Here is a 13,581-nt window from a genome sequence, read left to right as displayed (position 1 = left end):
CTTCTCGTGTTCAGGATTCGATGAGGGTGCGGCTCAGGCGCTTGGCCTGCTCCGGATCGCGTTGTTCGATGGCGACGAGGATCTGCCCATGCAGGTCGAAAGTCGCCTGGCAGCGGGGCACCGTGGCCATGTTGCGCTGCAAGGCCGCGCTGACTACGCCCGAGAAATAACGGTACAACTCGCTCAGGGCCGGGTTATGTGCGGCATCGATCAGGCGCTGGTGAAATACCAGGTCGCAGCTGACATATGCATTGATGTCGCCGTGAAAGTGCGCTGCGCTGGCTTGAAGGGCTTCGTGCAAGCCTCGCAAGTCCTCGTCGGTGCGCCGCAGCGCCGCAAGCCCGATGGCTTCGCTTTCGAGAATGTGCCGGGTCTCCCGGGCCTGCTCAGGCGTACAGCGGGACATGGCCAGCACGGCTTGCAAGGGGTCCTGGCAGGTGCGCAGGTAGCTACCATCTCCCTGACGAATCTCTACCAGGCCGCTGAATGCCAACACGCGCATGGCTTCCCGCACGGTGTTGCGGCTGATGCCCATTTCCACTGCCAGCACAGGCTCGGTCGGCAAGCGCTCCCCAACGGCCCAGTCGCCCTGGAGGATGCGTTCGCGCATCCGCTCGACGGCGAGCTCGACCAGGGAGCGCCGAGGCAATTCGCTACTCATGGTACTCAACCAATCATCCGATGAATTTTCGAAGCTTACTCGAACACTCTCGGGTCTTCAATGCAACTGACATTTTTACCAGTTGTGAATGCCGCATTTTGTTGCAACGCTTCCGACAAAAGGATCAGGGATGCCACCTCATGCGCATGACCGACTCGCTACTGCTGGCATGCCTGCTGCTATCAGGCTGCGGCGCAGGATCTCAGGTGTCGCAGCCCAAGACTCTGTTCATCGGTATCGATGGCGTTCAACTGCAGCACTACGAAGCGTTGGGTGACGACACCCAGCTCAAGCGCCGCTTGCACTACGCCAAGGCATACGCTGGCGGCATCAACGGCCGGGCCAGCGAACAAGCGACCGTCAGCGGCCCCGGCTGGATCACCTTGCTGACCGGCGTGTGGGCGAACAAGCATGGCGTTACCTCCAATGCCGAGTCACTACGGGTCGATCCTGCATTCCCCAGCCTGTTCAAAAGGCTGCGACAGGCGTTGCCGAATGCCTACCTGGCCAGCGTGGTGAACTGGCCTCCCATCAACACCTCGTTCTTGCTCGAAGACGCACAGGGCAATGATGTGCGTGAAAGCGGCTTGTCGGATGATCAGGTCGTCGAGCGCACCCTGGAAATTCTCGACAGGCAATCTGCCGACTTCACCTTCATCCAGCTCGATGAGCCTGACCAGGTTGGCCATAGCAGCGGTTTCGGCGAGCGCTATCAGTTCGCGCTGCGCGAAACCGACAACCGAATCGGGCGGTTGCTGGACAAGATCGAAGTACGCGTGAAGGAACATCCCCAGGAAGATTGGCTGGTCATCGTCAGCACGGACCATGGCCGCGACTTCTGGGGCAAAGGACATGGCGGCGTGACGGAGCAGGAAAAGACCGTGTTCATCGCCAGCAACAAGGTGCTGAACGAAGAGCTGACCGAGCCCAGCATTCCAGAAGACAACCCAGGCCCCAACAATCTGTACAGCCATGCCGCGCAAACGTCGGTTGCGCCCACCGTGCTACGGCACATGGGGGTCGATCTGCAGCCCCAATGGAACCTCGACGGCACTCCGCTACTGGGCGAAACCGGGGTGCGCAAGGCAAGGGCCGACGAAAGCCGCGCGCGCCTGTTATGGAACAGCACTTCCAGCGCAGGCGTAACGATCTACAGGAACGGGCAGCTGCTGACAGAAGTGCCAGCGGCTCACGGGCAGTGGACAGATCCGGACGGGATGGAACAGGTCAATGATTACCTGCTGATGCTCAATGGCACAGCGGCAGCGGTACGCAATGAACCGGCCGGTAAACCGCCCGCCAACGAGAGAGTTGCCTATTGAACAAAGGGGCCGCAGTACGGCCCCGATGGCAATCAGCCCAATGCGTCGATCAGCGCCTGGTTCATCTCCGGCGTACCGATGGTGATACGCAGGAACTGGGCAATGCGCTGCTGCTTGAAGTGGCGCACGATCACGCCCTGTTCACGCAGGCGCGCCGCCAGTTGCGCGGCATCCTGCTGCGGATGGCGGGCGAAGATGAAGTTGGCAGCCGACGGCAGCACTTCGAACCCCTTGGCCACCAACTGCTCGACCAACGCCTCGCGGCTGTCGATCACCTTGCGGCAGGTCTCATCGAAATACGCACGGTCTTCGAACGCCGCCGCCGCACCGACGATCGCCATGCGGTCCAGCGGGTAGGAGTTGAAGCTGTTCTTGATCCGCTCCAGCGCCTCGATCAGGTCCGGATGGCCGACCGCCAGGCCGACGCGCAAGCCGGCCAGGGAGCGCGACTTCGACAGGGTCTGGGTGACCAGCAGGTTGTCGTAGCGCCCTACCAGGCTGATGGCCGTCTCACCGCCAAAGTCGATGTAGGCTTCGTCCACCACCACCACCGAGTCGCGGTTGGCCTGCAGCATGTGCTCGATCGCCTGCAGCGGCAATAGGCAGCCGGTCGGCGCGTTAGGGTTGGGGAAGATGATGCCGGCGTTGGGCTTGTTGTAGTCCTCGACACGGATCTGGAACTGCTCGTCCAGCGGCACCTGTTCGAACGCAATGCCGTACAGGCCGCAGTACACCGGGTAGAAGCTATAGCTGACGTCGGGGAACAGCAGCGGGCCGCCGTGCTGGAACAGACCGTGGAAGATATGCGCCAGCACCTCGTCCGAGCCATTGCCGACGAACACCTGGGCGGGCGTTACACCGTAATACTCGGCCACTGCCTGCTTGAGCCGGTCGCTGTTCGGGTCCGGGTACAGGCGCAGGTTGTCGTTGAGCTCACCGCGCATGGCGTCCAGCGCCTTGGGCGACGGGCCATACGGGTTCTCGTTGGTGTTCAGCTTGACCAGCCGCGCCAGCTTTGGCTGCTCGCCCGGCACGTAAGGCACCAGGTCCTTGACGAAGGGGCTCCAGAATCGACTCATGCTCAGTTCCCCTTGTCTTGGGTCAGGATACGGTATTCGGCGCTGCGTGCGTGGGCGGTCAGCGATTCGCCACGGGCCAGCACCGAGGCGGTGTGACCGAGTTCGGATGCGCCCTGCTCGGAGCAGTAGATGATCGACGAACGCTTCTGGAAGTCATACACCCCCAGCGGCGACGAGAAACGTGCGGTACCGGAAGTCGGCAACACATGGTTGGGGCCTGCGCAGTAGTCGCCCAGTGCCTCGCTGGTGTGGCGGCCCATGAAGATCGCGCCGGCGTGGCGAATCTGCGGCAGCCAGGCCTGCGGATCGGCGACCGACAGCTCAAGGTGCTCCGGAGCGATACGGTTGGCCACGTCCATGGCCTGCTGCATGTCACGCACCTGAATCAGCGCCCCGCGGCCATTGATGGATTTTTCGATGATCTCGGCGCGCTCCATGGTTGGCAGCAGCTTGTCGATGCTGGCGGCAACCCGGTCGAGGAACGCAGCATCAGGGCTGACCAGGATGGCCTGGGCGTCTTCATCGTGCTCGGCCTGGGAAAACAGGTCCATGGCGATCCAGTCCGGGTCGGTCTGGCCATCGCACACCACGAGGATTTCCGAAGGGCCGGCGATCATGTCGATACCGACCTGACCGAATACGTGACGCTTGGCAGTGGCCACATAGATGTTGCCCGGACCGACGATCTTGTCCACCTGCGGTACGCTCTCGGTGCCGTAGGCCAGCGCTGCGACTGCCTGGGCGCCACCCACGGTGAACACCCGGTCGACACCGGCGATGCAGGCCGCTGCCAGCACCAGCTCATTGACCTCGCCGCGCGGGGTCGGCACCACCATCACCACCTCGGTGACGCCGGCGACCTTGGCAGGAATGGCGTTCATCAGCACCGAAGACGGGTACGACGCCTTGCCACCCGGCACGTACAGGCCGGCGCGGTCCAGTGGCGTGACCTTCTGGCCCAGCACGGTGCCGTCGGCTTCGGTGTACTGCCAGGAGTCCTGCTTCTGCCGCTCGTGGTACATGCGCACACGGTTGGCGGCTTTCTCCAGGGCTTCACGCTGGACCGGGGTAATGCGGGTCAGGGCCAGTTCCAGGCGCTCGCGCCCCAGGATGAGGTCATCGATAGTCTTGGCATCGACACCATCGAAACGCTGGGTGAACTCCACCAGTGCCGCATCGCCACGCTCGCGCACGGCCTTGATGATGTCGAGCACGCGCTGGTTGACCGCGTCATCGGACACACTTTCCCAGCTCAGCAGATGATCCAGATGTCGGGCGAAATCCGGATCAGCAGCGTTGAGACGGGCAATTGCAGTGGACACGGTCATGGCGAGGGCCTCGATTATTGGCGAATGCTCAGGCGCCCTAGGCTACCAATCCATCCGCGCGGGCACCCGAGAAAAATGGCTATGACGCGGATAGACGGGCGCGACAGCGAAGGTCGCGCAAGGAAGTCAGCCGCGGTGTCGCGATTCGACCGCTTGGCGCAGGGTATCGATCAGGCTCTGGATGCGGGCGTGCTGCATCTTCATCGATGCCTTGTTGACCACCAGGCGCGAGCTGATCGTGGCGATCAGTTCCTGGGGTTCCAGGCCGTTGGCGCGCAGGGTGTTGCCGGTGTCGACGACGTCGATGATCTTGTCGGCGAGGTTGATCAAGGGGGCCAGCTCCATCGAGCCGTACAGCTTGATGATGTCGACCTGGCGCCCCTGTTCGGCGTAGTAGCGCTTGGCCACGTTGACGAACTTGGTGGCCACACGCAGGCGGCCCTTGGGCTCCGGCGCACCGACCGCGCCTGCGGTCATCAGCTTGCAACGGGCGATCTGCAGGTCAAGCGGCTCGTACAGGCCTTGACCGCCGTACTCCATCAGCACGTCCTTGCCTGCCACGCCAAGGTCGGCGGCGCCATGCTCGACATAGGTCGGCACATCGGTGGCACGCACGATCAGCAGGCGCACGTCGTCTTGCGTGGTGGGGATGATCAGCTTGCGGCTCTTGTCCGGATTCTCGGTCGGCACAATGCCGGCCTCGGCCAGCAACGGCAGGGTATCGTCGAGGATGCGGCCTTTGGAAAGCGCGATGGTCAACATTGGAACGTCGGTCCTTAAGCGGCTACTGCCGGCCAGGTCGTCGACCTGGCCGCATTCAATTCGTGAGGCGCGTCCCTGCGCCAGGCAGATGACTAGCCCGGTACGCGACGGATCTTCGCGCCCAGCATCTGCAGTTTTTCTTCGATGCACTCGTAACCACGGTCGATGTGGTAGATGCGATCGATCAAGGTATCGCCTTCTGCGACCAGGGCCGACAGCACCAGGCTGGCAGAAGCCCGCAGGTCGGTAGCCATGACCGGAGCGCCCTTGAGTGCCGGCACGCCCGTGACGATGGCGGTGTTGCCCTCGACCTGGATCTGCGCGCCCATGCGGTGCATTTCGTAAACGTGCATGAAGCGGTTTTCAAAGATCGTCTCGATGACCGCGCCGGTGCCTTCGGCAATGGCGTTGAGCGAGATGAACTGCGCCTGCATGTCGGTCGGGAACGCCGGGTACGGGGCGGTACGCAGGTTGACGGCTTTCGGCCGCTTGCCATGCATGTCCAACTCGATCCAGTCTTCACCGGTAGTGACATCGGCACCGGCTTCCTTGAGCTTCTCCAACACCGCTTCGAGGATGGTCGGATCAGTGTCCTTGACCTTGACGCGGCCACCGGTCACGGCAGCGGCGACCAGGTAGGTACCCGTTTCGATACGGTCCGGCATAACCCGGTAGTTGGCCGAGTGCAGACGCTCGACACCATCGATGGTGATGGTGTCGGTGCCGGCGCCCTGGATGTTCGCGCCCATGGCGATCAGGAAGTTGGCCAGGTCGACCACTTCCGGCTCGCGCGCAGCGTTCTGCAGGACGCTGCGGCCCTTGGCCAGGGCTGCGGCCATCATGATGTTCTCGGTACCGGTCACGCTGACGGTATCGAAGAAGAAGTGCGCGCCACGCAGGCCGCCCTCAGGCGCCTGGGCCTTGATATAGCCGCCTTCCACTTCGATCTTCGCACCCATGGCCTCCAGGCCGCGGATGTGCAGGTCAACCGGGCGCGAACCGATGGCACAGCCACCCGGCAGAGCCACCTCGGCCTTGCCGAAGCGCGCGACCATCGGGCCGAGCACCAGGATCGAGGCGCGCATGGTCTTGACCAGCTCGTATGGCGCCACGAGGGTCTTGATGGTGCGTGGGTCGATCTCCACCGCCAGCTTCTCGTCGATCACAGGCTCGATGCCCATGCGACCGAACAGCTCGATCATGGTGGTGATGTCGTGCAGGTGTGGCAGGTTGCCCACGGTGACCGGGCCATCGGCCAGCAGGGTCGCCGCCAGAATCGGCAGGGCCGCGTTCTTCGCGCCCGAAATGCGGATCTCGCCGTCAAGGCGAGCGCCGCCAGTAATAATCAGTTTGTCCATTGGAGTCTCGCCGCCAAGTTGGCTCAGGTGCGCTCAGCCCAGGCTGCGCTGCTGAAAAATTTCATGGTTACCGCATGGATGCTGCCATTGGCGATCCAGGGATTCAGGTGAGCATAGATTGCCTGCTGGCGCTTGACCGGGCTCAGGCCAGCCAACTCGTCGCTGATCACGTTCAACTGGAAGTTGCAGCCTTCGCCTTCAACTTCGACCCGGGATCCCGGCAATTTCTCTTCAAGGAAGCTCTTAACTTCTACGGCCTGCATGCTCAACCTCAATCGGCGCCCGATGCGCACGGGTCGGCCATCATACAAAAAAGCCCCTCGCCTGCGAAGCCCACCGAGTGAGCGCGCTGACCGAGGGGCCTACCATCAGTAACGAGCCATCAGCTCGCCAGTACTTCATCGAGGTCATAGACCCCGGCGATTTCCCGCATGTCGTCCGGCATGCCGCGCACTTCGCAGACCTTGCCAGCCGCCTGGGCATCGCGCATGAACGCCAGCAGCAGCGACAAACCAACGCTGGACGACTTCTCGACCGACGAGCAATCGAGCACCAGCTGTGTTTCGCGGGCGGCGGCGATCAGCGCCTTGCCCTGCTTGCGCAAGGCCGGGCCGCTGCGGTAATCCAGCACACCGGCCAGGCGCAGCACGCCCGGCTCGGCCATGCTTACGCCGGTCTCACTCATTTGACGGTCTTCTCATCGGAGTTTTCGGCAGCCTGCTTCGCCTTGGCCACTTCGCCGGCCCAGCCGTCGATGGTCTTGTCCAGGTCGTTGCCGTTGCGCTGCATGGCATCTGCGAACTGGTCACGGAACAGCTTGCCGATGTTGATGCCGTTGACGATCACGTTACGCACCTTCCACTCGCCACCGAGGTTTTCCAGGGTGTACTGCACCGGGTAGACGGCACCGTTGTTGCCGGTGACCTTCATGCCGACGCTGGCGCGCTTGCCGTCGTCAGCCTTGGCCGGATCGACCACGATACCCTGGTTGTTGTACTCGAGCAGGGCATTGCCGTAGAACTGCATCAGGCTGCGTTTGAAGTTTTCCTGGAAGCGCTGCATCTGCGCGGGCGTAGCCTTGCGCGAGTACTTGACAGTCATGATGCTCCTGGAAATGCCATCGGCATCGACCACCGGGCCCAGGATGTTGTTGAGCGCATCGTAGAAGGCGTTCGGGTTGGTCTTGTACTGCTCCTTGTTGGCCTTCAGATCGCTCAACAGCGCGTTGGTGGTGTTCTGCACCACGTCATGGGGCGATTGCGCTGCCAGGGTCAACAGGGGGAAGGTCGCCAGCAGGACCAGCAGGCCACGTCGCAAGATCGAAATCATGGAAACTCCTTAATTAGCCGGTTGCGCTTCTTTCGGTTCCTTGCCAACGGTGTTGAGCAGGAACTTGCCAATCAGATCTTCCAGCACCAGGGCAGACTGGGTGTCATGGATGGTTGCACCGTCCTTGAGCACCTCTTCTTCGCCGCCCACGCTGATACCGATGTACTTCTCGCCAAGCAGGCCGGCAGTCAGGATCGAGGCCGTGGAGTCGGTCGGCAGGTTATCCACCGACTTGTCCAGCTGCAATGTCACCCGACCGGTGTAGGAATCACGGTCCAGATCGATGGCGGTGACCTTGCCGATCGTCACACCGGCCATGGTCACTTTAGCTCTGACCGTCAAACCGGCGATATTGTCGAAGTAGGCATAAACTTTATAGGTATCGCTGCTCGGGCTGGCCGACAGCCCGCTGACACGCAGGGCCAGCAGCAGCAGCGCCAGGATCCCGGCCAGGAGGAACAGGCCGACACCGATTTCCAGGGTGCGGTTTTGCATCAGAAATCTCCAAACATCAAGGCGGTCAGAATAAAGTCCAGACCCAGTACTGCCAACGAGGCATAGACCACGGTCTTGGTGGTGGCACGGCTGATCCCCTCTGAGGTGGGCTCACAGTCGTACCCCTGGAATACGGCGATCCAGGTCGTGACGAAGGCGAACACCAGGCTCTTGATCAGCCCGTTGAGCACGTCGTCGGTGAAGGAAACACTGTTCTGCATGTTGGCCCAGAACGAGCCCTCGTAAACACCCAGCCAGTCTACCGCGACCCACGAGCCACCCCAGATGCCGACCACGCTGAAGATCAGCGCCAGCAACGGCAGGGAAATGAAACCGGCCCACAAGCGCGGTGCGACGATGTACTTGAGCGGGTCGACGCCGATCATTTCAAGGCTCGACAGCTGCTCGGTCGACTTCATGTTGCCGATTTCGGCCGTCAAGGCAGAACCTGCACGCCCGGCGAACAGCAGCGCGGTCACTACCGGGCCCAGCTCGCGCAGCAGGGTCAGGGCGACCATCTGCCCGACAGCCTGCTCGGAGCCGTACTTGGTCAGGATGCTGTAGCCCTGCAGGGCCAGCACCATGCCAATGAACACGCCCGACACCACCACGATCGCCAGCGACAGCACGCCCACCGAGTAAAGCTGCTTGGTCAGCAGCTGGAAGCCGCCACCAATGCCGCCGCGGCCGACCAGCGCATGGAACAGGAACAGGCACGAGCGCCCCAGCACCGCCAGCACGTCGATGGCCGAGCGGCCAAGCAGGCGGATACGTTCGAGTAAGGATTTTCTGCGCATCAACGCGCCCCCAGCAGATCGGCGCGGTAGTCAGGCGCAGGGAAGTGGAATGGCACCGGGCCGTCCGGGTCGCCTTTCATGAACTGGCGAATGCGCGGATTGTCCGAGCCCATCAACTCGTCCGGGGTACCCTGGCCCAATACCTGACCATCACCCACCACGTAGATGTAGTCGGCGATGCTGGCAGTTTCCGCCAGGTCATGGGACACCACGATGCTGGTGATGCCCAGGGCATCGTTGAGCAGACGGATCAGCCGCACGAGCACGCCCATGGCGATCGGATCCTGGCCGACGAACGGCTCGTCGTACATGAGGATCTGCGGATCGAGCGCGATTGCCCTGGCCAGTGCCACCCGACGTTTCATGCCACCCGACAGCTCATCGGGCATCAGGTCGATGGCCCCGCGCAGGCCAACGGCCTGCAGTTTCATCAGCACGATATCGCGGATCATCTCGTCCGAAAGCTGGGTATGCACACGCAGCGGGAACGCGACGTTCTCGAACACATCGAGGTCGGTGAACAGCGCACCGCTCTGGAACAGCACGCCCATCTGCTTGCGCGCATCGAACAGGTCGCTGCGCGACAGGCTCGGCAGGTTCTGCCCGGCCACCCATACCTCACCGCTCGACGGGCGCAACTGAGCCCCCATCAAACGAAGCAGCGTCGTCTTGCCGCAGCCCGACGGGCCCATGATACCGGTGACCTTGCCACGCGGGATGCGTATGTCGACGTTGCTGAAAATGCTGCGCGAACCGCGCTTGAAGGTGACTCCCTTCAACTCGACCGCGTAGGCGCTATCCACACTCATCTAGACTCCTTGCTAGTGCAGCCTCGTCCTAATGGACGCCGGCCCCCTTCATGAAGGCACACGCGCCCCTGACGGGCCGAATAGCGGCGAACTATAGCACCGCTCACAGCGCGCCCCCAAGGCCATGAAACGAGTCGTTCAGGCCAACGACAGGCTTTCATGACATTTGTCAGCGCAATCGAAAGGGTGAGGCTTTCTTACATTGCGGCTATAATCGCCGCCTTTTCATCAGGCATCGTTTTTGACACATGAGCCAATCCAGCGAGTTGATCCAATCCGCCCAGCGTACTCTGCGCCTTGAACTCGAGGCCGTAGAAGGCCTGATGGCCCGTATCGACGCCAACTTCGTCAAGGCGTGCGAACTGATCCTGGCGAGCAAGGGCCGGGTCGTGGTCGTCGGCATGGGCAAGTCGGGGCATATCGGCAACAAGATCGCCGCCACCCTGGCCAGCACCGGCACTCCGGCGTTCTTCGTGCATCCGGCCGAAGCCAGCCACGGTGACATGGGCATGATCACCCGCGATGACGTCATTCTCGCCCTGTCCAATTCGGGCAGCACCGCCGAGATCGTCACCCTGCTGCCGCTGATCAAGCGCCTTGGCATCCAGTTGATCAGCCTCACCGGCAACCCGGACTCCCCACTGGCCCAGGCCGCCGAGGTCAACCTCGACGCCCGTGTCGCCCAGGAGGCCTGCCCGCTGAACCTGGCCCCCACGTCCTCCACCACGGCATCGCTGGTACTGGGCGACGCGCTGGCCATTGCCCTGCTCGAAGCGCGCGGCTTCACCGCCGAAGACTTCGCCTTCTCGCACCCAGGCGGCGCCCTGGGCCGTCGCCTGCTGCTCAAGGTCGAGAACGTGATGCACGCCGGTGACGAGCTGCCGCAGGTACAACGCGGCACACTGCTCAAGGACGCACTGCTGGAAATGTCCCGCAAGGGCCTGGGCATGACCGTCGTCCTGGAAAGCGACGGCAAGCTGGCCGGGATCTTCACCGACGGTGACCTTCGCCGCAGCCTGGATCGCAGCATCGACGTGCACACCACCCTGATCGACCAGGTGATGACCATGCACGGCAAGACTGCCCGCGCCGACATGCTTGCAGCCGAAGCGCTCAAGATCATGGAAGACCACAAGATCAGCGCCCTGGTGGTCGTGGACAAGGACGACCGCCCGACCGGCGCCTTGAACATGCACGACCTGCTGCGCGCTGGCGTGATGTAAGGAGAACCCTGCTAATGACCCAGGATCTGCTGCAACGCGGCAAAGCCATCAAACTCGCGGTTTTCGATGTCGACGGCGTGCTCACCGACGGGCGCCTGTACTTTCTCGAGGACGGCAGCGAGTTCAAGACCTTCAACACCCTCGACGGCCACGGCATCAAAATGCTCATGGCCTCGGGCGTGACCACGGCGATCATCAGCGGGCGCAAGACTCCGGTGGTCGAGCGCCGGGCGAAGAACCTCGGTATTCCACACCTGTTCCAGGGCCGCGAAGACAAAATGGTCGTGCTCGACGGCCTGCTCGCCGAACTGGGCCTAAGCTATGAACAGGTCGCCTATCTGGGCGACGACCTGCCCGACCTGCCGGTGATTCGCCGAGTGGGCCTGGGCATGGCGGTGGCCAATGCCGCGCCATTCGTTCGCCAGCACGCCCACGGCGTGACCCAGGCGCGCGGCGGCGAAGGCGCTGCCCGCGAGTTCTGCGAACTGATCATGCAGGCCCAGGGCACCCTGGACGCTGCCAACGCCCATTACCTCTAAGGCCGACCATGTTCAGCAAGAAAGCCCGCAATGTTGTGCTGCTAACGCTGATCGCCGCCGTGCTGGTGGCGATCGGCTACTGGAACGTCAGCCCTGAAAGCTTCCTCGACAAACCCGTGGCCGAGGTGGACGAAACGGCCATCGACTACTACGCGACCAACGCTCACAGCCTGCAATTTCTTCCCGACGGCAAGCTGCAGTACGAAATGACTGCCGACAAGGTCGAACACCTCAAGGCCAGCGAGGTCACACTGCTGACCACGCCGGACCTGCATATGTACAGGGGTACGGAGTACCCATGGCATGTGCAGAGCGTTCGCGCCGAGGTCAACCCCGACGGCAGCGAGGTCGAACTGATCGACCAGGTGCGTGTCGCCCGCACTGACGAAAAACAGCGCGAACTCATCATTACCAGCTCGCGCATGACCGTATTCCCACAGAAGCAATATGCGCAGACCGAGCAAGCCGTTAGAATCGACGGCGCCGGTGGCACGACCACAGGCAAGGGAATGAAAGCGTATTTGAAAGAAGGCAGGATGGACCTGCTTTCTAACGTAAGAGGACAGTATGAGGCTCGTTAAAACCCTCCCCCTTTTGCTCAGCCTGAGCGCAGCACTGGGAAGCGCGAGCGCCTTCGCCCTGCCGACCGACCGTGACCAGCCTATCCGCATCCAGGCCGACAACGCGCACCTGGACGACAAGCAAGGCGTGGCCACCTACACCGGTGACGTGATCATCACCCAAGGCTCCATGATGATCAAAGGCAACACCGTGACGATGACCCGCGCCGCCAACGGCGACATCGACGTGGTCACCTCGGTGGGCAACCTGGCCTATTTCGAGCAGCAGCAGAGCACCGCCAAGCCCGACAAGATGAAAGGCTGGGCAATTACCATCCAGTACCAGGCGCAGAAAGACATGGTGATCCTCACCGACCGCGCCAAAGTCGAGAACGAAGGCAACACCACCGAAGGCGAGAAGATCGTCTACAACACCAAGACCCAGGTTGCGACCGCCGGTCGCGGTGGTAACGTGACTCAACCACGTCAGCGTATCGACATGGTGATCCAGCCGAAGAAGAAGGCCGAGTAAATGGCAACCCTCAAAGCCCAGCACCTGGCCAAGAGCTACAAAGGGCGGCAAGTCGTGCGTGACGTCAGCCTGTCGATCGACAGCGGGCAGATCGTCGGCCTGCTCGGCCCCAACGGCGCCGGCAAGACCACTTGCTTCTACATGATCGTCGGCCTGGTCCAGGCCGACCAGGGCCGGGTACTGATCGACAACCTCGATGTCAGCCACCAGCCCATGCACGGCCGCGCCCGTGCCGGCATCGGCTACCTGCCCCAGGAAGCCTCGATCTTCCGCAAGCTTTCGGTGGCCGATAACATCATGGCGATCCTCGAAACGCGCAAGGACATCGATCGTGAAGGCCGGCGCAAGGAGCTCGAAAGCCTGCTGCAGGAGTTCCACATCAGCCATATCCGCGACAACCTCGGCATGAGCCTTTCCGGTGGCGAACGCCGCCGCGTCGAGATTGCACGTGCACTGGCGACCGCACCGAAGTTCATCCTGCTGGACGAACCCTTTGCCGGTGTCGACCCGATTTCCGTGGGCGACATCAAGCAGATCATCCACCACCTCAAGGCCAAGGGCATCGGTGTACTGATCACCGACCACAACGTCCGCGAAACCCTGGATATCTGCGAAACCGCGTACATCGTCAACGATGGCCAACTGATCGCCGAAGGCGATGCCGAAACCATCCTGGCCAACGACCTGGTCAAGGAAGTTTACCTGGGCCACGAGTTCCGACTCTGAATCCGAGGTAGGCCTGGAGCACTGGCAAACCGCCCTTGACGGGGCTTAAGTTGTTACAGTG

General features: G+C 62.3%; 17 protein-coding genes. 6 read left to right on the top strand and 11 right to left on the bottom strand.

The genetic code is table 11. From position 1 onward, the window contains the following. Positions 1–10: 10 nt before the first annotated feature. Entirely contained in the window at positions 11–661 is a 651-nt protein-coding gene (locus KU43P_RS05050) for a FadR/GntR family transcriptional regulator (protein WP_317661323.1), read from the bottom strand. Between the two features lie 140 nt (positions 662–801). Here KU43P_RS05050 and KU43P_RS05045 point away from each other — a divergent pair, with 140 nt between their 5' ends. Next, positions 802–1,983: an alkaline phosphatase family protein gene (locus KU43P_RS05045; protein WP_317661322.1), complete on the top strand. Its 1,182-nt coding sequence runs from the start codon at positions 802–804 to the stop codon at positions 1,981–1,983. A gap of 32 nt (positions 1,984–2,015) precedes the next feature. On the opposite strand, the gene hisC is transcribed toward KU43P_RS05045, so the two are convergent. The 10 genes from hisC to KU43P_RS04995 form a co-directional block, all read right to left on the bottom strand. Then, positions 2,016–3,062 carry a histidinol-phosphate transaminase gene (hisC, locus tag KU43P_RS05040; protein WP_317661321.1) on the bottom strand — a complete coding sequence of 349 codons (1,047 nt, stop codon included), beginning with the start codon at positions 3,060–3,062 and terminating at the stop codon, positions 2,016–2,018. Between the two features lie 2 nt (positions 3,063–3,064). Next, a complete protein-coding gene (hisD, locus tag KU43P_RS05035) occupies positions 3,065–4,390 on the bottom strand; it encodes a histidinol dehydrogenase (RefSeq protein ID WP_317661320.1) in 1,326 nt (441 codons plus the stop codon). 126 nt (positions 4,391–4,516) lie between these two features. Then, positions 4,517–5,152: an ATP phosphoribosyltransferase gene (gene hisG, locus KU43P_RS05030; RefSeq protein WP_060478751.1), complete on the bottom strand. Its 636-nt coding sequence runs from the start codon at positions 5,150–5,152 to the stop codon at positions 4,517–4,519. Positions 5,153–5,244: 92 nt separating this feature from the next. After that, entirely contained in the window at positions 5,245–6,510 is a 1,266-nt protein-coding gene (gene murA / locus KU43P_RS05025) for a UDP-N-acetylglucosamine 1-carboxyvinyltransferase (protein WP_317661319.1), read from the bottom strand. Between the two features lie 23 nt (positions 6,511–6,533). Then, the gene (locus tag KU43P_RS05020; RefSeq protein WP_003255121.1) at positions 6,534–6,773 is read right to left on the bottom strand and encodes a BolA family protein; all 240 of its coding nucleotides are present in this window, start codon (positions 6,771–6,773) and stop codon (positions 6,534–6,536) included. A gap of 119 nt (positions 6,774–6,892) precedes the next feature. Further along, positions 6,893–7,195, bottom strand: a complete 303-nt coding sequence (locus KU43P_RS05015; protein WP_317661318.1) for a lipid asymmetry maintenance protein MlaB — start codon at positions 7,193–7,195, stop codon at positions 6,893–6,895. After that, positions 7,192–7,839: a phospholipid-binding protein MlaC gene (locus tag KU43P_RS05010; protein ID WP_317661317.1), complete on the bottom strand. Its 648-nt coding sequence runs from the start codon at positions 7,837–7,839 to the stop codon at positions 7,192–7,194. The genes KU43P_RS05015 and KU43P_RS05010 overlap by 4 nt, the downstream gene beginning before the upstream one ends. Before the next feature lie 9 nt (positions 7,840–7,848). Beyond that, the gene (mlaD, locus tag KU43P_RS05005) at positions 7,849–8,334 is read right to left on the bottom strand and encodes an outer membrane lipid asymmetry maintenance protein MlaD (RefSeq protein WP_176514589.1); all 486 of its coding nucleotides are present in this window, start codon (positions 8,332–8,334) and stop codon (positions 7,849–7,851) included. After that, a complete protein-coding gene (mlaE, locus tag KU43P_RS05000) occupies positions 8,334–9,131 on the bottom strand; it encodes a lipid asymmetry maintenance ABC transporter permease subunit MlaE (RefSeq protein WP_317661316.1) in 798 nt (265 codons plus the stop codon). Before mlaE ends, mlaD begins: the two co-directional genes overlap by 1 nt. Continuing rightward, positions 9,131–9,940 (bottom strand): ATP-binding cassette domain-containing protein, encoded by an 810-nt coding sequence (locus KU43P_RS04995; RefSeq protein ID WP_043213285.1) that lies wholly within the window; start codon positions 9,938–9,940, stop codon positions 9,131–9,133. Before KU43P_RS04995 ends, mlaE begins: the two co-directional genes overlap by 1 nt. Positions 9,941–10,188: 248 nt before the next feature. Between KU43P_RS04995 and KU43P_RS04990 the strand changes: the two genes are divergently transcribed. From KU43P_RS04990 to lptB, 5 genes are read left to right on the top strand one after another with little or no spacing between them, the layout of a single operon-like run. Then, positions 10,189–11,163: a KpsF/GutQ family sugar-phosphate isomerase gene (locus KU43P_RS04990; RefSeq protein WP_317661315.1), complete on the top strand. Its 975-nt coding sequence runs from the start codon at positions 10,189–10,191 to the stop codon at positions 11,161–11,163. Positions 11,164–11,177: 14 nt separating this feature from the next. Then, positions 11,178–11,702: a KdsC family phosphatase gene (locus KU43P_RS04985; RefSeq protein WP_176514583.1), complete on the top strand. Its 525-nt coding sequence runs from the start codon at positions 11,178–11,180 to the stop codon at positions 11,700–11,702. Positions 11,703–11,710: 8 nt separating this feature from the next. After that, entirely contained in the window at positions 11,711–12,283 is a 573-nt protein-coding gene (lptC, locus tag KU43P_RS04980; RefSeq protein ID WP_317661314.1) for an LPS export ABC transporter periplasmic protein LptC, read from the top strand. Continuing rightward, the gene (gene lptA / locus KU43P_RS04975; protein ID WP_317661313.1) at positions 12,270–12,794 is read left to right on the top strand and encodes a lipopolysaccharide transport periplasmic protein LptA; all 525 of its coding nucleotides are present in this window, start codon (positions 12,270–12,272) and stop codon (positions 12,792–12,794) included. Before lptC ends, lptA begins: the two co-directional genes overlap by 14 nt. Then, complete coding sequence (lptB, locus tag KU43P_RS04970) at positions 12,795–13,520, top strand: LPS export ABC transporter ATP-binding protein (protein WP_027920214.1); 726 nt, start codon at positions 12,795–12,797, stop codon at positions 13,518–13,520. Positions 13,521–13,581: the final 61 nt, after the last annotated feature.

The organism is Pseudomonas sp. KU43P (assembly GCF_033095865.1).
Classification (GTDB): Bacteria; Pseudomonadota; Gammaproteobacteria; order Pseudomonadales; family Pseudomonadaceae; genus Aquipseudomonas.
This window is presented reverse-complemented; position numbering and strand designations above follow the sequence as displayed.

Bases quoted from the DNA above. Each gene is read 5' to 3' on its own strand.
- KU43P_RS05050 (WP_317661323.1), bottom strand. From the start codon at position 661: ATGAGTAGCGAATTGCCTCGGCGCTCCCTGGTCGAGCTCGCCGTCGAG.
- KU43P_RS05045 (WP_317661322.1), top strand. From the start codon at position 802: ATGCGCATGACCGACTCGCTACTGCTGGCATGCCTGCTGCTATCAGGC.
- hisC (WP_317661321.1), bottom strand. From the start codon at position 3,062: ATGAGTCGATTCTGGAGCCCCTTCGTCAAGGACCTGGTGCCTTACGTG.
- hisD (WP_317661320.1), bottom strand. From the start codon at position 4,390: ATGACCGTGTCCACTGCAATTGCCCGTCTCAACGCTGCTGATCCGGAT.
- hisG (WP_060478751.1), bottom strand. From the start codon at position 5,152: ATGTTGACCATCGCGCTTTCCAAAGGCCGCATCCTCGACGATACCCTG.
- murA (WP_317661319.1), bottom strand. From the start codon at position 6,510: ATGGACAAACTGATTATTACTGGCGGCGCTCGCCTTGACGGCGAGATC.
- KU43P_RS05020 (WP_003255121.1), bottom strand. From the start codon at position 6,773: ATGCAGGCCGTAGAAGTTAAGAGCTTCCTTGAAGAGAAATTGCCGGGA.
- KU43P_RS05015 (WP_317661318.1), bottom strand. From the start codon at position 7,195: ATGAGTGAGACCGGCGTAAGCATGGCCGAGCCGGGCGTGCTGCGCCTG.
- KU43P_RS05010 (WP_317661317.1), bottom strand. From the start codon at position 7,839: ATGATTTCGATCTTGCGACGTGGCCTGCTGGTCCTGCTGGCGACCTTC.
- mlaD (WP_176514589.1), bottom strand. From the start codon at position 8,334: ATGCAAAACCGCACCCTGGAAATCGGTGTCGGCCTGTTCCTCCTGGCC.
- mlaE (WP_317661316.1), bottom strand. From the start codon at position 9,131: ATGCGCAGAAAATCCTTACTCGAACGTATCCGCCTGCTTGGCCGCTCG.
- KU43P_RS04995 (WP_043213285.1), bottom strand. From the start codon at position 9,940: ATGAGTGTGGATAGCGCCTACGCGGTCGAGTTGAAGGGAGTCACCTTC.
- KU43P_RS04990 (WP_317661315.1), top strand. From the start codon at position 10,189: ATGAGCCAATCCAGCGAGTTGATCCAATCCGCCCAGCGTACTCTGCGC.
- KU43P_RS04985 (WP_176514583.1), top strand. From the start codon at position 11,178: ATGACCCAGGATCTGCTGCAACGCGGCAAAGCCATCAAACTCGCGGTT.
- lptC (WP_317661314.1), top strand. From the start codon at position 11,711: ATGTTCAGCAAGAAAGCCCGCAATGTTGTGCTGCTAACGCTGATCGCC.
- lptA (WP_317661313.1), top strand. From the start codon at position 12,270: ATGAGGCTCGTTAAAACCCTCCCCCTTTTGCTCAGCCTGAGCGCAGCA.
- lptB (WP_027920214.1), top strand. From the start codon at position 12,795: ATGGCAACCCTCAAAGCCCAGCACCTGGCCAAGAGCTACAAAGGGCGG.